Annotated in this window: 18 protein-coding genes; 7 read left to right on the top strand and 11 right to left on the bottom strand. The window is 58.2% G+C overall.

Features of this window, described 5'->3' with window-relative positions; genetic code table 11:
* Positions 1-36 precede the first annotated feature (36 nt).
* Positions 37-813 (bottom strand): ABC transporter substrate-binding protein, encoded by a 777-nt coding sequence (locus ACYQ54_RS22865; protein WP_460086602.1) that lies wholly within the window; start codon positions 811-813, stop codon positions 37-39.
* Positions 814-1,077: 264 nt separating this feature from the next.
* Positions 1,078-1,491: a hypothetical protein gene (locus tag ACYQ54_RS22860; protein ID WP_460086600.1), complete on the bottom strand. Its 414-nt coding sequence runs from the start codon at positions 1,489-1,491 to the stop codon at positions 1,078-1,080.
* Between the two features lie 185 nt (positions 1,492-1,676).
* Here ACYQ54_RS22860 and ACYQ54_RS22855 point away from each other — a divergent pair, with 185 nt between their 5' ends.
* Entirely contained in the window at positions 1,677-2,318 is a 642-nt protein-coding gene (locus ACYQ54_RS22855; RefSeq protein WP_460086598.1) for a glutathione S-transferase family protein, read from the top strand.
* Between the two features lie 33 nt (positions 2,319-2,351).
* Here ACYQ54_RS22855 and ACYQ54_RS22850 read toward each other — a convergent pair whose 3' ends face one another.
* Entirely contained in the window at positions 2,352-3,335 is a 984-nt protein-coding gene (locus ACYQ54_RS22850; protein WP_460086596.1) for a LysR family transcriptional regulator, read from the bottom strand.
* Between the two features lie 182 nt (positions 3,336-3,517).
* On the opposite strand from ACYQ54_RS22850, the gene ACYQ54_RS22845 reads away from it, so the two are divergent.
* Positions 3,518-4,513: an MBL fold metallo-hydrolase gene (locus ACYQ54_RS22845; RefSeq protein WP_460086594.1), complete on the top strand. Its 996-nt coding sequence runs from the start codon at positions 3,518-3,520 to the stop codon at positions 4,511-4,513.
* A gap of 36 nt (positions 4,514-4,549) precedes the next feature.
* Here the strand turns inward: ACYQ54_RS22845 and ACYQ54_RS22840 are convergent, their stop codons facing one another.
* From ACYQ54_RS22840 to ACYQ54_RS22810, 7 genes are all read right to left on the bottom strand, one after another.
* Complete coding sequence (locus tag ACYQ54_RS22840; protein ID WP_460086592.1) at positions 4,550-5,827, bottom strand: molybdopterin molybdotransferase MoeA; 1,278 nt, start codon at positions 5,825-5,827, stop codon at positions 4,550-4,552.
* Positions 5,824-6,345, bottom strand: coding sequence for a molybdopterin-guanine dinucleotide biosynthesis protein B (gene mobB / locus ACYQ54_RS22835; protein ID WP_460086589.1), 522 nt, complete (start codon positions 6,343-6,345; stop codon positions 5,824-5,826). The genes ACYQ54_RS22840 and mobB overlap by 4 nt, the downstream gene beginning before the upstream one ends.
* Positions 6,342-6,995: a molybdenum cofactor guanylyltransferase MobA gene (mobA, locus tag ACYQ54_RS22830; RefSeq protein ID WP_460086586.1), complete on the bottom strand. Its 654-nt coding sequence runs from the start codon at positions 6,993-6,995 to the stop codon at positions 6,342-6,344. The genes mobB and mobA overlap by 4 nt, the downstream gene beginning before the upstream one ends.
* Positions 6,992-7,870 carry a formate dehydrogenase accessory sulfurtransferase FdhD gene (fdhD, locus tag ACYQ54_RS22825; RefSeq protein ID WP_460086584.1) on the bottom strand — a complete coding sequence of 293 codons (879 nt, stop codon included), beginning with the start codon at positions 7,868-7,870 and terminating at the stop codon, positions 6,992-6,994. The genes mobA and fdhD overlap by 4 nt, the downstream gene beginning before the upstream one ends.
* Before the next feature lie 605 nt (positions 7,871-8,475).
* The gene (locus ACYQ54_RS22820; RefSeq protein ID WP_417709580.1) at positions 8,476-8,934 is read right to left on the bottom strand and encodes a BLUF domain-containing protein; all 459 of its coding nucleotides are present in this window, start codon (positions 8,932-8,934) and stop codon (positions 8,476-8,478) included.
* Positions 8,935-9,138: 204 nt separating this feature from the next.
* Positions 9,139-9,729: a GNAT family N-acetyltransferase gene (locus tag ACYQ54_RS22815; protein ID WP_460086583.1), complete on the bottom strand. Its 591-nt coding sequence runs from the start codon at positions 9,727-9,729 to the stop codon at positions 9,139-9,141.
* Between the two features lie 26 nt (positions 9,730-9,755).
* The gene (locus tag ACYQ54_RS22810) at positions 9,756-10,436 is read right to left on the bottom strand and encodes an SDR family oxidoreductase (protein WP_460086581.1); all 681 of its coding nucleotides are present in this window, start codon (positions 10,434-10,436) and stop codon (positions 9,756-9,758) included.
* Between the two features lie 436 nt (positions 10,437-10,872).
* Here ACYQ54_RS22810 and ACYQ54_RS22805 point away from each other — a divergent pair, with 436 nt between their 5' ends.
* Positions 10,873-12,027: an Mrp/NBP35 family ATP-binding protein gene (locus ACYQ54_RS22805; RefSeq protein ID WP_460086578.1), complete on the top strand. Its 1,155-nt coding sequence runs from the start codon at positions 10,873-10,875 to the stop codon at positions 12,025-12,027.
* 342 nt (positions 12,028-12,369) lie between these two features.
* Positions 12,370-13,608 (top strand): multidrug effflux MFS transporter, encoded by a 1,239-nt coding sequence (locus ACYQ54_RS22800; RefSeq protein ID WP_460086575.1) that lies wholly within the window; start codon positions 12,370-12,372, stop codon positions 13,606-13,608.
* Positions 13,609-13,669: 61 nt separating this feature from the next.
* Here the strand turns inward: ACYQ54_RS22800 and moaA are convergent, their stop codons facing one another.
* Positions 13,670-14,659 carry a GTP 3',8-cyclase MoaA gene (gene moaA, locus ACYQ54_RS22795; RefSeq protein WP_460087248.1) on the bottom strand — a complete coding sequence of 330 codons (990 nt, stop codon included), beginning with the start codon at positions 14,657-14,659 and terminating at the stop codon, positions 13,670-13,672.
* 399 nt (positions 14,660-15,058) lie between these two features.
* Here moaA and ACYQ54_RS22790 point away from each other — a divergent pair, with 399 nt between their 5' ends.
* The 3 genes from ACYQ54_RS22790 to ACYQ54_RS22780 all read left to right on the top strand — a co-directional run bounded on the left by ACYQ54_RS22790 (position 15,059) and on the right by ACYQ54_RS22780 (position 17,840).
* A complete protein-coding gene (locus ACYQ54_RS22790; protein ID WP_460086574.1) occupies positions 15,059-16,495 on the top strand; it encodes a cryptochrome/photolyase family protein in 1,437 nt (478 codons plus the stop codon).
* A gap of 75 nt (positions 16,496-16,570) precedes the next feature.
* Positions 16,571-16,939 carry a gamma-butyrobetaine hydroxylase family protein gene (locus ACYQ54_RS22785; RefSeq protein WP_460086572.1) on the top strand — a complete coding sequence of 123 codons (369 nt, stop codon included), beginning with the start codon at positions 16,571-16,573 and terminating at the stop codon, positions 16,937-16,939.
* A gap of 190 nt (positions 16,940-17,129) precedes the next feature.
* Positions 17,130-17,840, top strand: a complete 711-nt coding sequence (locus ACYQ54_RS22780) for a DNA helicase (protein WP_460086570.1) — start codon at positions 17,130-17,132, stop codon at positions 17,838-17,840.
* The last annotated feature ends 31 nt before the right edge of the window (positions 17,841-17,871 follow it).

Genomic DNA, 17,871 nt, shown 5'->3' with positions numbered 1-17,871 from the left:
GCGCGCCGCACCGATCGTCGATCAACTGGAAGCTAATCAGCCGCCGTAGACGTCGAACGTGAAGTACTTGTCGTTGATTTCCTTGTACTTGCCGTTCGCCAGGATGCCTTCGATGGCCTTGTTGAACATTTCCTTCAGGTCGCCGTCGTCCTTGCGGATGGCAATGCCGGCGCCTTCGCCGTTGATCACCGGATCCGGCGTCAGGGTGCCGAGCAGCTTGCAGCAGGCGCCATCGTCGGTCGCCAGCCAATCGGACAGAACGACAACGTCGTCGATGACGGCGTCGACGCGGCCGCTGGCAACATCGAGCTTGTATTCATCCGGGGTCGGATAAAGCTTCAGGTCTGCCGACGGCAGCTTTTCTTCAGCATAGTTGGAATGGGTGGTGGAGGACTGGGCTCCAAGCGCCACACCCTTGAGATCTTCATCCGACGTACCAGTCAGAGCGGAATCCTTCGGCACGGCGATTGCCGGCGGGGTGTTGTAGTACTTGTTGGTGAAGTCGACCTTTTCCTTGCGCTCGTCGGTGATCGACATGGAAGCGATCACGGCATCGAATTTGCCGGCCTGCAGGGCAGGGATCATGCCGTCCCAATCCTGAGTGACGAATTCGCACTCGACTTTCATTTCTTCGCAGAGTGCCTTGGCAATATCGATGTCGAAACCAACCAGCTGGCCGTCTGCGGTCAGGGAGTTGAATGGAGGATAAGCGCCTTCGGTACCGATACGCACCTTGGACCAGTCTTTCGCCTCAGCGCCACTCACGGCAGCCAGTACTGCTACTGCGGCCGCAGCCATACGCAAAACACGCATATTTTGTTCCCCTAATATCTTCTTCGCGGCGCAAACGGGTTCTTCCCGCCTTCTTGCCCGAACGCTCTATTCCATACACTTCGGTTCAAATTTCAAGCATGCCTACGAAAAAAACACAGCGTGATTTTGCCGAATTTTCAATTTTTTCCGCGTGTCGTTGGGGAAGGGGCAAGTCTATGTGGAAACCGGACGAGGCCAGTGGGCCATTTGGACGGTATTCAATGATGCCCGTTCCACTCGCGAATACGGGGTGAAGCGCGGCAATCAGGCTTTTGAGTCGACTGTCGCATCAGCAGTTTCAGCTTCCTGGGAAGCATCGTGAACATCGAGAACTGATTGCAGGGTGATGACCGGGCGGGAAAGCGCGTCCCCTGCATCAGCGCCTCGATAAGGTGTCGGCGAAACCATTGGCTGCTTGGTCAATTCGGCAATTTTTTCTTCGTGGACGGCCCGGTTCCTGGGTGAAAGGTTGTCCAGGCTGAGTTCGGTCAGGCCGTGGTCTTCAAGATATTTGTGCCGAATTCGCTCCTCTTCGGGAAGTTCCCTCCAATCTGCATATTGCTCGGCCAGAATGCTGCGGAATTGCAGGAACTGGCTCTCTGTCTCGTTCTGCTGTTTGTGGGGCGTCTTGGCAGAGAGTGGTGGTGCGGGGGACACGGAAGCAGGTGCAGACGGCATCGGATCCTCTTTTAAGTGAGTACATCAAGATACTTGCAAGCAATAATTGTGCCGGATGGAGGCATGAAAAACAGTGATGAATCTCATGAACTTATTGAATTTGAAGCCGGAAGCCGAAGTCCATAGGTAAAGATGACCCGGTGACATATGGTCATTTCTGCCGGGTTTCGGGAAAGGGCCCTGCAATGTCGGACTATGAACTTTTCATCGGCAACAAGAACTATTCGTCCTGGTCGCTCAGGCCGTGGATTGCTCTTGAACACAAGGTTATTCCCTTTCGGGAAACTCTGGTTCCCTTCGATTTCGAGAACGGCAATCCAGAATTCGATGCCTTCTCGCCAAGTGGAAAAGTGCCGGTGCTCAAGGACGGCAACCTGACCGTTTGGGATAGTCTTGCGATCCTGGAATATGTCGCCGAGTGTTTTCCGGACAAAGGTCTGTGGCCGCAGGACAGAGCTCAACGCGCGTGGGCTCGCTCCATCTCGGCCGAGATGCATTCCGGATTTGCGGCTCTGCGCGCCGAATGTTCGATGAACATGAAACGTGCGGTGGCGTCAAAGGCAGTCAGTGACGCAGTGAAGGCGGATGTGGCGCGGATCGTGGCCATCTGGAACGAATGTCTGGAAGTGTCTGGCGGTCCGTTTCTGTTTGGCGACTTCACGATTGCCGATGCCATGTATGCGCCTGTGGTCAGTCGGTTCGACACCTACCAGCTTTCCAGCGACCCTGTGGTCCGGCAATACAGCGACGCGATGACGGCGACGCCGGCCTGGAAGGCATGGGAAGAAGCCGCGCTGCAAGAAACCTGGGTGGTTGGCTCCGAGTGAGCCTTTCACCGGCTCGCCCACCAAGGCCGGCAACTACGGCGCAGCTGAAACCCTGACCAGATCCGCGTTGTCTCTGTGGTGAACATCGAGTGCGGATGGGGCAGGCGCTCCTGCGTGCTGGAACGCACCTTCGCTTTCGAAGAATGTGAAGAGGCTGTCGACGAAGCGGCGTACTTTCAGCGGTATGAACCGGTTGGAGGGATAGACCGCATGCACCGGATGCGGCGGGTATTGCCATTGTGGCAGCACCAGTTCCAGTTCGCCCGTGCGCAGATAGGGGTCGATGAGCCAACGGTTGGAAAGCGCAATGCCGAGGCCTGCCAGCGCCGCCCGGCGCAGGGTCGAGGAATTGTTGACCAGCATGGTCGGTTTGATCTTGATCGACAGTTTTTCGCCAATGGTGCTGATAAATGGCACCCGGTCTCCGGTCGAGATGTTCTTGTAGAGCAGATAGTCGTGATCGGGCAGTTCTGCCGGATGAACCGGCCGCCCGCGTTTGTCGAGATAATCTGGCGAGGCGACCAGGCAACGCTGCGCCAGACCAAGCCGTCGGACGATCAGCCGGTCATCTTCGATTTCGCCCATCCGGATCGCGACATCGAGGCGTTGCTGAATCACATCGACGAACTGATCAGACATCGACACATCCAGCAAAATACCCGGGTGATCCATCTTGAAGCGGATCAGGAAGTCCGAAAGAACGGTTTCCGCGAACCCGAGTGGCAGGCCGACCGACAATGGCCCCGACATCTGGGCGTCTTCACTTTGAACCGAGCGGTCCGCCTCATCGAGCCTTTCCAGAATATCCCGGGCGTAGGCGTAATAGCGCTCACCGGCTTCCGTCAGGCTGAGTTGGCGCGTTGTCCGGTTGAGCAATCTGATGCCCAACTCGTCCTCCAGTCCTCTCACCTGCTGGCTGACGGCGGGCTGGGAAATACCAAGGTGCTTTGCAGCTGCGGAGAAACTGCCGAGATTGACGGCCTGTACGAAGCCGGAAAGAGAGGAAAGCTTGTCCATGTCGATCTCGGGTCTGGTGAGAAGGGTCTTGAAGAGCCTTATACATAAGTATCATTTATGAGTAATATAAGATAATCTCCGCTTCAAAAAGAAAACGAATGAAACACTTTTAGGACTGCCGAACCAATCCCACAGGTTTGAGCACATAAGGTATTCCATCAGGTCGAGCCGGGAGGCCCAACATGACCACTTCACAGATTTCCGTTTCCAGAAGAACATTGCTCGGCGCGACTGCCGGGGCGGGGGCGCTTGCCGCTGCCGGGAGTGTCACATTCTTGTCAGCACCTGCAGAAGCCGCTGTTGCACAGGCCGGAAAGCCGATGGCGGGAGCGCTTCGCTACAAGGTTGGCGATCTTGAAATCACCGCACTGCTCGACGGCTATCTGGACGTCACGCCGGAACTGGTTATCGGCTACGAAGCACCAGAGGGGAAACGTCTCAGGGATGCGGCCATGGTGGAAGGCGAGGCGTTGCGCATTCCCGTCAACGCCTATCTCGTCAACACCGGAGATCGCCTCATCCTCGTTGATGCGGGGACTTCGGATGCTCTTGGGCCGACCATGGGGCGTCTACCGGATGCCCTGGCTGCTGCAGGCGTCACGCCCGATCAGGTCGATGCACTGCTCATTACCCACATGCACCCTGACCACCTCTTCGGCGTCGTCGATGGTGATGGCAACAAGGTGTTCAAGAATGCGGAACTGATCTTGCCGGAAGTCGACAAGGCCTTCTGGTTCGACGATGCCGCAATGAACGGCGCTCCTGAACAGTTCAAACCGTTCTTCATTGGTGCACGCAGGGCCGCCGATGCCTACAAGGACAGACAGACGCTGATTTCCGGCGACAAGGAAGTCCTGCCTGGCATCCGGCCGATGGCTCTGCCGGGACATACCCCGGGACACACCGGCTACCTGTTCGACAGCAACGGCGAAACCCTCGTAATCGCGGGTGATATCGTCCACATGGCTGTCTATCAGTTCAACCGGCCGGACTGGGGCATCGGGTTCGACATCGATCCGGCGCAGGCGGTCGCGACGCGCAAGAAATTCCTGGATCAAGCCTCGGCAGACAAACTGTTCTTTGCAGGCGCCCACATTCCCTTTCCGGGCATGGGCCGCGTCGCCAAGGATGGTGAGGGCTACCGCTTTGTCCCGGCCAACTGGCCTTACGCCTACTGAGGAACTCCGTCATGCTGGCCCGGTAATAGCGTCGGGTCAGCGCAATCCGAAGCCGGAGAAGGGCAGGAATGACACCATTTCTCCCTTCCGGATGGAGGTGACGTCTTCGGGTATTTCGACAAGACCGTCCGCCTCGCGCAGTCCCGTGATGAGACCGGAACCGTCGCGCAGGAATTTATGCGCGGCAAGTGAACCGTCGGGGCGAGGTTTCAGATAGGCGCGGTAGAATTCTCGCCGGTCGGGTTTTTTCTTGGGCACTTCAAAGGCCGCCGGAACCTGAAAGGCCTGAGGTTCCAGAAACGGGCCTCCGCCCAGAAGGCTGAAGACCGGTCGCGCATAAAGCAGAAAACACACCATGGCCGCGACCGGATTTCCGGGCAGTCCGAGAACCACGCAAGAACCGATGTTGCCAAACATCATCGGCCGGCCAGGCTTGATTGCAAGCTGCCACATGTGGCGTTTGCCGAGCTTGTCCAGCACATTGAGCATGTGATCTTCCTCGCCGCGGCTTGCCCCGCCGGTGGTCAGGATCACGTCATGGCTGGCCGCAGCTGTTTCCAGTGTTGCTTCCAGCGTGCCGGCATCATCCTTCAAGATGCCCAGATCGTCGATTTCAACAGGCAATGTCGCGCACAGGCTGCGCAGAAGAAAGTGGTTGGAATCATAGACGTCGCCGAGGCTTATCAGGTCACCGGGACGCCGCAACTCGTCGCCTGTCGACACAAGGGCAACCTTCAGCTTCCGATACACGGAAACATCAGCCTGGCCTGTGGAGGCAATGGCTGCAATATCCTGCGGGCGTAGCCTTTGACCCGGGGTCAGAAGCGTTGTTCCCTCCGCGACGTCTTCTCCGGCCTTGCGCCGATTGGCTCCCGTTTTCAGGCCCTGCGGTACAATCACGAAGTCCTGACCGTCCTGCAGGTGAGTTTCGCAATCTTCCTGCATGGCGACCGTATCCGCCCCCGGCGGCATCACCGCACCGGTAAAGATCCGGGCAGCGGCCCAGGGACCAATCTCTGCATTGCTTGCGTGTCCCGCGGCGATCCTCTGTTCCAAACGGAAAAAGCCACCGGCTTCCTCAAAATCAGCATTGCGGAAGGCATAGCCGTCGACGGCCGAATTGTCGGCCAGCGGCACGTTGCGCGGCGCCGTCACCGTGTCCGCCAGAATACGTTCGGTGGCATCTTCCAGGCGCACCGTTTCGCTCTCTGCCACGCAATGCAACCGCTCTTTCAGGATTGCCAATGCTTCGTGGTGACGCAATCGGTCCTTGTCGTGCAGGAAGCAATCGTCCAGAAGCTGTTTGCCTGTCATGCGGTTGGCCTCTTCAGCCCGAGATGGGTCCCGATGAAATCCGCCATGGCGGAAATGTCATCCAGATGAAACACCGGCAACACCTCGTCCGGCAAATCGTGATCCGTCGCGATGGCGAGGATGTTGGGATCGGAGACAGCCAGCGGGCCGCGTTCGCTCGCCTCCGTTCTGCGCGCCTCGATCTTTGGATGGGGTTCCTTCTTGTAACCCTCGATCAGGATCAGGTCGCACGGTGCGAGCCGATCCAGAACATCTTCCAGCGGCGGTTCATCTTCCTGTTTCAATTCGTGCATCAGCGCCCATCGTCGTCCAGACACCAGGGCGACTTCCACCGCACCGGCTTCGCGGTGCCGGAAGCTGTCTGTGCCGGGCTTGTCGATATCGAAGCCATGATGGGCATGCTTCACGGTCGAGACCTTTAGGCCTCGCGCGGTAAACTCGGCCACGAGACTGGCCACAAGTTGTGTCTTGCCGGAGTTTTTCCAGCCGGTAATGCCGAATACGGGTGTGGTGGTCATCTGGAAGGTGAGCTCAGCGCATCTCTGACGGTCGCCAGGTCGTCCGGTTTGTTGGCATTGAAAAAGGGATCCAGACCGCTGGCCGGATCCGCATCGAAGGCGACTTCGACGCTGTCGTAACAGTCGACGAAGGCAAGCACCTTGCCGGTTTTGCCGGACCGCAGCCAGTCTTCGAGATCCGCCTTGAGGCTGACCGGCCAAAGTCCAAAGACAGGGTGCAGCTTGTCCGCGGAGGAGGCCAGCGCAATCACCGGCCTGTCGCCGGGTACGGCGGCGCAGAAGCGGCTCACAAGGCTGGCGGGAAAGAACGGTGTGTCCCCGGCAACCGACACGATATGGCTGATGTCCGGTCTTTCGCTCTGGGCGAAAGTCATACCGGCCAGAACGCCTGCGAGCGGACCGGCAAAGTCACCGACGGGATCGGCTGCAACGGGCAACTGGAAGCGCGCAAACCGGTTCGGGTCACCATTGGCGTTCAGGATAATATCGTGAAGTTGTGGTTTCAGCCTGGCAAGGATCAGGTCGAGCATGGTCTTTCCGCCCAGATCCATCAGGCTCTTGTCGCCGCCACCCATCCTGCGCGACTGACCGCCGGCCAGGACACAGCCGAGAACCTTGTTGATGCCGAGTGTAGTCTGGTGTCTGGTCATCCTGCCGGCACGCTCCCTTTTCGGCGGGCTGTTTCCGGTTCGTCTTCCATGTCGTTCGCGGACATGTCGAACACGATTCTGTCGTGTCCGGACAGCGCAACGAACCGCTTGCCGCGCGCGCGCCCGATCAGGGTCAGGCCGGCCTGACGCGCCAGCTCCACACCCCAGGCAGTAAAACCCGATCGTGACACCAGGATAGGAATGCCCATCATCACGGTCTTGATGACCATCTCGGAGGTTAGCCGGCCGGTGGTGTAGAAGATCTTGTCGTGTGCGGGGATATCGTTCAGGACCATCCAGCCTGCGATCTTGTCGACCGCATTGTGGCGACCGACGTCTTCCATATAGACCAGCGGCCGGTCTTCCAGGCACAGAACGCAGCCGTGGATTGCCCCGGCCTCGAGATAGAGCGAGGGCGTTGTGTTTATTGTCTTCGTCAGTGAGTAGAGCCAGGAGGTGTTCAGGCGGGCATCTTTGGCAAGTTGAACAGTTTCAAAGCCGTCCATGACGTCACCGAAAACCGTCCCCTGGGCGCAACCGGAGGTGCGAACCTTCTTCTTGAGTTTTTCCTCGAAGTTGGTTTCGCGTTCGGTGCGCACCACGACAACGTCCAGATCGTCGTCATGGTCGATGCCGGTGATGACATCGTCTTCGGCCAGCATGTTCTGGTTTTTCAGATAGCCGACAGCCAGAAGGTCCGGATGGTCTCCAATGGTCATCATGGTGACCACTTCCTGAGAATTCAGATAGAGCGTCAGCGGTTTTTCCGTGACGACACGCGTTTCGACGGGCTGTCCGTCCTGATCAATTCCGGTAACCGATGTCGACAGGCGCGCATCTTCCGGGTCGGGTTGCAGCAGATAAGGGCCTGACACAGGCAAACGACTCCACTTGGTTCGATTGTCCCAACACTATGGGACGCGATTGCCGGTGGGCAAGGTGTTACTTCGCCGCTCTGGTTCGGGAAAGTGCGAGGACAGCTCCACCGGCCCAATGCCCCCGGAACGCCCGCGAGACACCTGGGTAACTGACGTTGAAGGCCGTTACCGTGAACGCGATAATGGCGTTGTCCCGGTTTTCGAAAGCCTTGATAGCTCTTGTGGTGGAAAGGGCGAACACACTGGCGGGGGCGAGGCCTTCGACGGCTTCGGTCAGTCGTGTCGGTGTTGCCGCGGCGAAACATCCGTCGAACGGACCTGCAGTCGCGAGAAGCGCGGCTTCCGGTGTCGATCAGTCGGGTCTGACAGTATTTTTGTGGCCAGGGAGGCCGCAATTGCACTTCGGTCCGTCGAACTGGACAGCGCTACGTGGCCGCTGGTTGCTTCGATCGGAGAAACTGCCTGACATGTACAATCCCCCGTGAACAGAGGCGTACAAAATCGGTATTCTCGAATAACGCCAAGGCCTTTCGGCCGCGGACAGATTTATTTTGCGGAACCGGCGATGAGTTGAGGCGCTTCGGCAAGCAAACCGGAGCGGCTCAGATCATCAGCATGTCGTTGGTCAGGCGGCCTTCCTGGAGTTCTTGCGCGAAATGGCCGAAAGCCCGGTAGGCTTCTTCCCGCGTAACATCCGCCGGATGGTCGAGAAGCGGGCGCAGAACTTCGTGTTTGGATGCGGCAAGTCCGTCGGTCAGATCTCGGAAGAACATCAGCGAATTCGGGAACAGCCGGAAATCTGCCGGTTCGTGAATGATTCCCTCGATTGCCTCGAGACGCGGATCGTTCATCACGCAATAGACGGTATCAAGCACCGGGCCGGTCAGGCCTTCCAGTACCTGAATGATGTGCTGGTCTACCAGCAGAAGAGCTCCGGTTACACCGGCCTTTCTGTTGATCCGGCGAATGCGCAACAGCGTCTTGTCGATTTCATCGGGCAGAGGCAAACGCATGTTGCCCCAGTTGATCTTGCTTCGGTAGCAGGCACGATAAAGTTCCATGGCGTATCCATCCTTTTGCCGATGAAACCAGCCTGCGCTTCAATTCCTCACATTTGCTTAAAATTTGAATCAATTCGAAAGAAGAGCTCTTCGTGTTAACGGAGCGTCGCCAAGTCCTGCGCAAACGTGTGCTTTGCAGCGGGGTGAACAGAACAAGAAAACTGTGCAAAACAACGTGATCTTATCTTTGTGTGGAAAAGGAGGTTAGCTTCCCTCTTCAAGCTTGAAATCGAGGCTGGCCTTCACCGCCGGCCATTCATGAGGAAGAATCGAATACACCGCTGTATCCCTGAGCGCGCCGTTGGGCGACCTTTGATGGGACCGAAGCACACCGTCCAGTTTGGCGCCAAGCCGTTCGATGGCGGTGCGGCTCTGACGGTTCATGAAATGGGTGCGGAATTCAACCGCAATACAGTCCAGCTCTTCAAACGCATGCGCCAGCAGCATGCGCTTGCATTCCGTATTGAGACGCGTGCGCTGGACTGCCTTGCGATACCAGGTGGAACCGATTTCAACACGCTTGTTGGCAGCATCGATATTCATGTAGGTGGTCATGCCGACGGCCTTGCCGGACGGGGTCAGCACTGCGAACGGAAGCATTGATCCAGCCTCCTGAAGGGACAGCCGTCTTGCAATTTCCGCCGGTATCGCATCCGGCTTCGGCACGCTCGTGTACCAGAGTTTCCATAAATCGCCGTCAGCGGCTGATTCTGCCAGATCGGCAGCATGGGACTCGTTCAGTGGCGCCAGCGTGGCAGTGGTTCCTCTCAAGGATACGGGAAGTGGCCAGGCCATCATATGTCTCCGGTCGATTTGTCGGGTTAGAACGGGCGTTCTTCACCGCTCCATTTGAAGAACTTTCCAGTGTCGGCAACGGTCAGGGAACTGGCGATCTTCAGAATACCCCGGGCAACATCCGCGGCGTCATTATCTGCATGAATCCCGCCCATGTCGGTGCGCACCCAGCCCGGATCGATCAATGCGACCGGGATGCCTTCCGGTTCCAGATCGGTCGCAAGTCCCTGCATCACCTTGTTCACCGCCGCCTTGGAGGCACGGTAGGCGAGGGTGTCCGACTTTCGGTATCCCATCCAGGCCATCTGGCTGGAGATAGTCAGGATCCGGCCCGAGCCAGATCGGCGCAAATGTGGCAGGAAGGCTTGCGACACTGCCAGAGGGGCAAGAGTGTTGACTGCGAGGGTTTCAGCGAAGCCCTCGAAATCCATGTCCAGAGCGCTTTGACGTTCCGGAGTGATGATACCCGCATTGTTGATCAAGAGGTCGAGCTGGCCGTTGAGACCGTCGGCTGCAGAATGAACAGCGGCATGATCGGTTACATCAAAAAACAGCGGGTGAAATTCCTTGCCGAGCCGGTCCGCTGTTGCGTCAGCTGCCTGCCGTGTTCGAACAGACCCGTACACGGTCCAGCCGGCGTCCAGTGCGGCGCGTGCCAGTTCGTAACCGATCCCGCGGTTGGCTGCGGTGATGAGGCAGGTTGGCATGTCGGTATCCTGAAGCTGGAATATCCTGGGAAAGGACGAAGGGAAGGGTGGGTACAAATTAACCGGGCAGTTGGCCGGTTCAACGAAAACATTGTCTCCATCGGAGCAAGGTAACAATCGCGTGTCCCGGTCGCGGCTCGATGCCAAAGTGGTGCGATGAAGCCGTTGGGGCCAGTGGCCCCCAACTCCGCAGGGCTGATCTGGTCGCTTCAAGGTGGTTTTCGGGGTGCGAGGCAGAATCTGATGCGAAACGTTTGTCTTCAGGTGAGCGGGTGGGCTTGTGTCGGAAATTCACCCCTTCTATGACTTGCGGTCAGAAGCCGGAAAGCGCCGTGCTTCATTTTGGCAGGTTGCCTGAATGATGCGGCGAACTAGAGTTCGCACCGGGAAAGAACCGGTTGCGCGCAGTGGCCGGTGCACGAAACAGGACCGAAGAATGACCGACACCATAAAAAGCGCAGTCATGGAACGACTGAGGCAGATCAAGGGACCGGACCTTGAAGGCGATATCGTTTCGTTAGGCCTCGTTTCGGATGTTTTCGTGTCCGATGGCCGTGTTGTCTTCTCCATCACCGTTCCCGCAGAGCGCGCGCAGGAGCTTGAGCCTCTACGTCAGGCCGCGGAAAAGGTGGTCAAGGAAGTGGAAGGCGTGGAGACCGCGATGGTGGCTCTGACGGCCGAACGTGCGGCAGGCAGCGCCCGAAACACAGCGCCTCAATCAGCCCCCAAACCGGCACCGCAGCAACCCCGGCGGTCTGCTGAAGAACATGCTCCTGCAAAGCCCGGTGTGCCGGGCATCAAGCACATTGTTGCTGTTGCATCAGGCAAGGGCGGCGTTGGCAAGTCCACGACGACGGCGAACCTCGCTCTTGCGATGGCAGCCCTCGGCAAAAAGGTCGGCGTTCTGGATGCCGATATCTACGGTCCCTCCGTGCCGCGGCTTTTCAATGTGTCCGGCCGGCCGGAAGCTCTCTCGGGCAGAATGCTGAAGCCGTTGGAAGGTTATGGCATCAAGGTGATGTCCATGGGCTTCATGGTGGAAGAGGAAACCCCGATGATCTGGCGCGGGCCGATGGTGATTTCCGCGCTCACCCAGATGCTGCGCGAAGTCGCCTGGGGCGAACTTGATGTTCTGGTGGTCGACATGCCTCCGGGAACGGGGGACGCTCAGCTTACGATGGCACAGCAGGTTCCGCTGGCAGGCGCGGTTATCGTGTCGACACCGCAGGATCTTGCACTGATCGATGCCCGCAAAGGGCTCAACATGTTCAAACGTGTCGACGTTCCCGTACTGGGAATTGTCGAGAACATGAGCTATTTCCTGTGTCCGGATTGCGGCGGTCGTCATGACATTTTCGGCCACGGCGGCGCGCGAGCGGAAGCGGACCGGCTGGGTGTTCCCTTCCTGGGCGAAGTCCCGTTGACCATGAAGATCCGCGAGACGTCGGATGCCGGTACTCCAGTCGTCGTGTCCGACCCGGAAGGGGCAGTTGCCGGCGTCTACAAGGACATCGCCGCCAAAGTGCTCGCCAGCATCGAGCGTGAGAGCGCCGAACCTGCAAGGGCTGCTCCGAAGATCGTCTTCGACTGATCTGGAGAAAGCATTCAGGCAAAACAATTTCAGGCCACGGCTTTTGCCGTGGCCTTTTTTTCAGGTTCAGGCTCAGGCACCGACACACTTCACAGACCGTGAACGCGAATGACCTGGGCGTGAAACACCGTCTGAACAGCGCGCGACCTGATGTTCTTTGCAGGAGGGGCCAGGTGGTACAATTCTATGCACGGCTCCCGGAAACGGGCGGTATTTTACTCGGCGAGGGGTGAGTTTCTGTAACAATTGAGATTTTCACGTCCGGATCACGCAGCTAATATATATTCGATCCTGAATATATAGCCCGCTTGGGTTGAAGATACATAAGGTTCCTGCCCGGGCATGCTCTCCAGCCGCACTCAGATTTCCAGCACTGAAGCCAAACCTTCCTTGGCGGTGCTCGTCGCGATTTCATCGGTCAGTCCGCTCGCCATGCAGATCTACCTGCCGTCCCTGGCAGGAATGATGCTGGTCTTTTCCGCAACCGCGGGTGAAATCCAGTTATCGATGTCCGCTTATTTCATCGCTGTTGCGGTATCCCAGCTGTTCTGGGGCCCATTGTCGGACCAGTTCGGCCGACGCCCGGTAATAATACTCGGCATGGTCCTTTTCGTGATCGGCAGTGTGTTGTGTCTTTTCGCACAAACTATCGAAGCCTTGATCGCAGCCCGGGTGCTTCAGGCCGCCGGTGGTTGCACTGGAATGGTTCTTGGCCGCGCGATCCTCAGGGATCTCTACAGCCCCAAGCAGGCAGCCAGCATGATCGGTTATGTCACCATGGGCATGGCGGTGATGCCAACCGTGGCACCGGCAATCGGCGGGATGCTGGATCAATATTACGGCTGGCAGGGTGGGTTCGTGCTATTGCTGGTGTTCGGGATTGCCGTTCTATGGGCAAGCTACGCCCTGCTGCCGGAAACGCACCGAGACAGGAATGCAGTTGGTGGGCGGCAGATCCTGAAATCCTACGCAACCCTGTGCCGTGAGCCGCTCTACTGGAGCTACAGCCTGACTGCGGCGGCCAACGCGCTTGCCTATTTTGCTTACCTTGGAGGCGCGCCTTTTATTGCCGCCGATCTGCTGTCCCTGAGCGCTCGGGAAATGGGGTTCTACTTCATGTTCGTAGCGCTTGGCTATATTGCCGGAAACTTCATTTCCGGCAGGTTCGCCGAACGAGTTGGCCTGTTTCCGATGATACTGACCGGAACCCTTATCGGCGTCGTTTGCGTGGCGGTTATTTCGGGGTTTGCCTATTTCGGGGCGTTGAGCGCGCCCAGCCTGTTCCTGCCGATGTTCCTGCTTGGGCTCGGCAACGGTATCTGCCTTCCAAGCGCATTGTCCGGCGCGGTCAGCGTGCGGCCGGAGTTGACCGGTGCCGCTTCCGGTTTGACCGCTTCTCTTCAGGTCGCCATGGGCGCACTGGCCGGATCCATCGTCGCCTCACTCTACGCCGATGGCATACTGGCAGCATCACCCTGGGGCATGATCCTGATGATGGGGCTCGGCATCGGTTGCAGCCTGATTGCAACCGTTTTCATCAGGTTCTACACGACACGCTCCGACCTCGTTCCGGCAGAATAAGCGCCGCCGGTTTTCAAAATCGCCAGTTTGCTGTTGCCCGGCATTCCAAGGCTCGGGAGGTCTAACCGCCGGTAACACTCATGTGCCGGGAAACGGCAGGCTGCTTGCGGTCCCGGTCGATTACGAAATCATGCCCTTTTGGCTTGCGGCCAATGGCTTCGTCGATCGCATCGTTCAGCAGGTCGTTGCCTTCCGAGGCACGCAGCGGCGCGCGAAGATCCGACATGTCTTCCTGACCAAGGCACATGTAAAGCTGGCCCGTGCAGGTGACGCGCACCCGATTGCAGCTTTCGCAGAAGTTATGCGTCATGGGCGTAATGAACCCGAGGCGGCCACCGGTCTCCTCGATCGTCACATACCGGGCCGGACCACCGGTCTTGTAGGGGATGTCCGTGAGCGTGAATTGTTCGGACAGACGCGCTCGAACGGTGGACAGCGGCAGATACTGGTCGGTGCGGTCGCCATCGATCTCGCCCAAGGGCATGGTCTCGATCAGTGTCAGGTCATGGCCGTGATCGTGACACCACTTCAGCATGGTTTCGATCTCGTGCTCGTTGACGTCCTTCAGCGCAACCATGTTGATCTTGATCTGGAGGCCCGCTGCAGTTGCCGCGCGGATCCCGTCCATGACCTTGCCGAGGTCCCCCCATCGGGTGACGGTCTTGAATTTCTGCGGATCGAGCGTATCGATCGACACATTGATCCGGCGCACACCGCAATCGTACAGTTCCTGCGCGTAACGGGCGAGCTGCGAACCGTTGGTGGTGAGTGTCAGTTCTTCCAGGGCACCGCTGTCCAGATGCCGCCCAAGGCTGCGGATCAGGCTCATGATATTCTTGCGCACCAGCGGTTCACCGCCGGTCAGGCGAAGTTTCCGGACGCCTTTTTCAATAAAGGCCGTGCACAGGCGGTCGAGCTCTTCCAGGCTCAGCACTTCACGTTTTGGCAGGAAGGTCATGTCTTCCGCCATGCAATAGACACAGCGGAAATCGCAACGGTCGGTCACGGAGACGCGCAGATAGGTGACGGCGCGGCCGAAGGGATCAATCATCGGTGCGTGCGGACCAGCCTGTCCGGTTGCCGCTTGTGCCGGGACCACAATCTTGCCGTCTGTCACGTTTCGCTCTCCCTCGATTTTATCTTATCCAGATCATATGGCGTTGATACGGGCAAGATCAATTGAAACCGGACTGCAAATGTCCGGTTTACGGCATCAGGTAAACTTACCGGTGTACTTTTGTCAATTCCCTTGGAAAGTGCTGCATGGTGCCTAACTGTCGAAGGAAATTCCACAGCCGGTCTGGACCTGCGGGGCGTGAGGGTCCGTCACAATCAGGAGAGCAGGGCCGTGTTGCCGCTTTCGGCCGCAATAGAGCCACCAAATCTCTCACGCCATTGATCCGATTGCGATATGCCGCGTATCTGGGCTGTAGCAATTGGCAGGAGCAGCATGACAACACTTGTTTGGTTTCGACAGGACTTACGTGTCACGGACAATCCGGCCCTTTACTTGGCGGCTCGCAACGGTTCGGTCCTTCCTGTGTTCATTCTCGAGGCGGCGGACCAGACTGGAGAAACACACCCGCTGGGCGGAGCGAGCCGATGGTGGCTTCATCACAGCCTGGCGGCATTGAAACGGGATCTGCCAGGTCTGGTTTTCCTGCGAGGCAGCGCGAGGCATCTGATTCCGAAGCTCGCGCAGGAGTGTGACGTCGATGCGGTCTACTGGAATCGCTGCTACGAACCGCACGCGATCGAAAGAGACACCGATTTGAAGGCGGCGCTGAAAGACGACGGACGAGACGTCAAAAGCTTCAAGGCGTCGCTGCTGTTCGAGCCCTGGGAATTGCAGACGAAATCCGGTGGTCCGTTCAAGGTGTATTCGCCGTTCTGGAAGGCAGCGCAGCAGCTTGATATCGCTGCGGCTCTGCCGGCGCCGGAGGAACTGGAATTTGCCGATTACAACGGTGGTGAGGAATTGGACAGCTTTGACCTTTTGCCCAAAAAGCCGAACTGGGCAGCCGGTTGGGGCGATTGCTGGCAGCCGGGTGAAAAAGGTGCTTCTGAGCGGCTCGTCAATTTTTTCGAAGAAGGGTTGAAGGGATACGGCACGTTGCGCAACAGACCGGATCTGCCCAACGTGTCACGCCTGTCGCCGCATCTCCACTTCGGCGAAATTTCACCACGTCAGATCTGGCATGCAACGCAGAAAGCAATTGACGGGAAGTCGTCGGTTGCCGGTGACGGAATGAAATTCCTGTCCGAGATAGCCTGGCGGGAGTTTGCCTATCACCTGTTATACCATTTCCCGAAACTGCCATCCGACAATTGGCGCCCCACGTTTGATGCCTATCCCTGGCAGGAACCGGGGGAGGACCTGGAGAAGTGGCAGCAGGGACAGACAGGCTATCCGATTGTCGACGCCGGCATGCGTGAACTCTGGCAGACGGGCTACATGCACAACAGGGTGCGCATGATCGTGGCGAGTTTCCTGATCAAGCATCTGCGCATCCACTGGCACCATGGTGAAGCCTGGTTTCGGGATACGCTGGTGGACGCGGATCTTGCCAACAATTCTGCAAGCTGGCAGTGGGTCGCAGGATCCGGTGCCGATGCCGCTCCCTATTTCAGGGTGTTCAATCCGATCACTCAGGGCGAGAAATTCGATCCCGAGGGCGCCTATATCCGCATGTGGGTTCCCGAACTGCGCGAACTGGACACGCATTATCTGTTCGCGCCGTTCGATGCGCCTGCCGAAGCCTTGAAAAAGGCCGGGATCACGCTCGGCAAGACCTATCCGAAGCCGTTGGTCGATCATGCCAATGCCCGCAAGGCGGCTCTGGAAGGCTACGAGGCCGTGAAGCAGGCGGGACAAGACGCCGCTTGACGGCTGGCATGCCACCGGTATCGTCCGCGCACAAGTCCCGGCACAGGAGGCCGGGTGGAATCAAAGGACCCGGACATGACCGACCCGACCGCGCCCTGGCCGACGGAACTGCGTGTAGCCAAAGACAGGAAGAGCCTGACCGTCGCCTTCAACACCGGCGAACGGCACGACCTGTCTGCCGAGTATCTGCGTGTGTGTTCCCCTTCGGCGGAAGTGAAGGGGCACAACCCGTCTCAGAAGCAGACTGTGCCGGGCAAGCGCAATGTGGAGATCATGAAGATCGAACCCGTCGGCAACTATGCGGTCCGTATCCATTTCGACGACATGCATAATTCCGGGATATTCACCTGGACGTATTTTCTCGACCTTGGCAGAGACCCGGACGCGCATTGGGGTGTCTACCTGCAGGAACTTGCAGACAAGGGTTTGAGCCGGGATCGTTGATGAGGGCAGGCAGGGCCGGGATGGCTTGAGCCTGATAGAATCTGCTAGAAAGAACATGGCTCGACCCGCGCCATCCCCCTCCACTGGAGCAGCAGCCGAACTGCAGGGTCACTTCAGGTTGGCAACCAGGTGATCGTGCATTCGCATAAGGAGGGACTGCGGCAGTTGCACGCGATCTGGAGGTCGCACCATGAAATTCTCTGCACCCATTTTCCGTCTGAAGCGAGAAGCCCGAGTGATGGCAAGGCGCAAGTCCATCACTCTGAGCCAGTCGCTGGACGAAATTGCTGCGCGGGAAGGCTTCAGAAGCTGGAGCCATCTTTCATCGGCCGGTCGCGAGACCGGTCCGTCGGTCAGCCTGCTGTCCGCGCTTGCGCCCGGCGACATGGTGATCCTCGGAGCAAGGCCCGGTCACGGCAAAACCGTACTTGGGCTTGAACTGCTTGCCGAAGCGGCAAGGACCGGACGGTATTCCGTCTTCTTTTCATCCGAATGTTCTTATCGCGACGTCCGGTCCAAACTGTCAGACAGCGGCTATCACGAGCTGGAACAAACGGGAAAGTTCCGGATAGAACTAACCGACAGCGTATGTGCACGAACCATCCGGGAAGCTCTCGCAAATGCGACGCCTGGCACCATCGCCGTGATCGACTATCTGCAGGTCATGGACCAGCAACGTTCGCAACCTCCGCTTGGTGACCAGATCGACGATTTGAGGCGGTTCGCCACCATGCAGTGCGCGACCCTCGTCTTCCTGTCGCAGGTACACAGAAGCTTCGATCCCCAGACCAAAGCCGTGCCTGGATTTGCCGATGTGCGGTCAACAAATCCTGTCGATCTATCGCTCTTCAACAAGGGCTGTTTCCTGCATGACGGCGAAATTGTCCTGACGGCACACTGAAGTCAGTCCGAAGTTGGCAGCCGGTGCCCGG

Source organism: Roseibium sp. LAB1 (assembly GCF_054658235.1).
This window is presented reverse-complemented; position numbering and strand designations above follow the sequence as displayed.

What these genes read in the sequence shown, in the direction of transcription:
- ACYQ54_RS22810 (WP_460086581.1), bottom strand. Translation starts at nt 10,436, where the DNA reads ATGCCAACCTGCCTCATCACCGCAGCCAACCGCGGGATCGGTTACGAA.
- ACYQ54_RS22865 (WP_460086602.1), bottom strand. Translation starts at nt 813, where the DNA reads ATGCGTGTTTTGCGTATGGCTGCGGCCGCAGTAGCAGTACTGGCTGCC.
- ACYQ54_RS22805 (WP_460086578.1), top strand. Translation starts at nt 10,873, where the DNA reads ATGACCGACACCATAAAAAGCGCAGTCATGGAACGACTGAGGCAGATC.
- ACYQ54_RS22785 (WP_460086572.1), top strand. Translation starts at nt 16,571, where the DNA reads ATGACCGACCCGACCGCGCCCTGGCCGACGGAACTGCGTGTAGCCAAA.
- ACYQ54_RS22800 (WP_460086575.1), top strand. Translation starts at nt 12,370, where the DNA reads ATGCTCTCCAGCCGCACTCAGATTTCCAGCACTGAAGCCAAACCTTCC.
- mobA (WP_460086586.1), bottom strand. Translation starts at nt 6,995, where the DNA reads ATGACCAGACACCAGACTACACTCGGCATCAACAAGGTTCTCGGCTGT.
- ACYQ54_RS22820 (WP_417709580.1), bottom strand. Translation starts at nt 8,934, where the DNA reads ATGGAACTTTATCGTGCCTGCTACCGAAGCAAGATCAACTGGGGCAAC.
- ACYQ54_RS22840 (WP_460086592.1), bottom strand. Translation starts at nt 5,827, where the DNA reads ATGACAGGCAAACAGCTTCTGGACGATTGCTTCCTGCACGACAAGGAC.
- moaA (WP_460087248.1), bottom strand. Translation starts at nt 14,659, where the DNA reads ATGATTGATCCCTTCGGCCGCGCCGTCACCTATCTGCGCGTCTCCGTG.
- ACYQ54_RS22850 (WP_460086596.1), bottom strand. Translation starts at nt 3,335, where the DNA reads ATGGACAAGCTTTCCTCTCTTTCCGGCTTCGTACAGGCCGTCAATCTC.
- ACYQ54_RS22855 (WP_460086598.1), top strand. Translation starts at nt 1,677, where the DNA reads ATGTCGGACTATGAACTTTTCATCGGCAACAAGAACTATTCGTCCTGG.
- ACYQ54_RS22860 (WP_460086600.1), bottom strand. Translation starts at nt 1,491, where the DNA reads ATGCCGTCTGCACCTGCTTCCGTGTCCCCCGCACCACCACTCTCTGCC.
- ACYQ54_RS22790 (WP_460086574.1), top strand. Translation starts at nt 15,059, where the DNA reads ATGACAACACTTGTTTGGTTTCGACAGGACTTACGTGTCACGGACAAT.
- ACYQ54_RS22845 (WP_460086594.1), top strand. Translation starts at nt 3,518, where the DNA reads ATGACCACTTCACAGATTTCCGTTTCCAGAAGAACATTGCTCGGCGCG.
- mobB (WP_460086589.1), bottom strand. Translation starts at nt 6,345, where the DNA reads ATGACCACCACACCCGTATTCGGCATTACCGGCTGGAAAAACTCCGGC.
- ACYQ54_RS22780 (WP_460086570.1), top strand. Translation starts at nt 17,130, where the DNA reads ATGAAATTCTCTGCACCCATTTTCCGTCTGAAGCGAGAAGCCCGAGTG.
- ACYQ54_RS22815 (WP_460086583.1), bottom strand. Translation starts at nt 9,729, where the DNA reads ATGGCCTGGCCACTTCCCGTATCCTTGAGAGGAACCACTGCCACGCTG.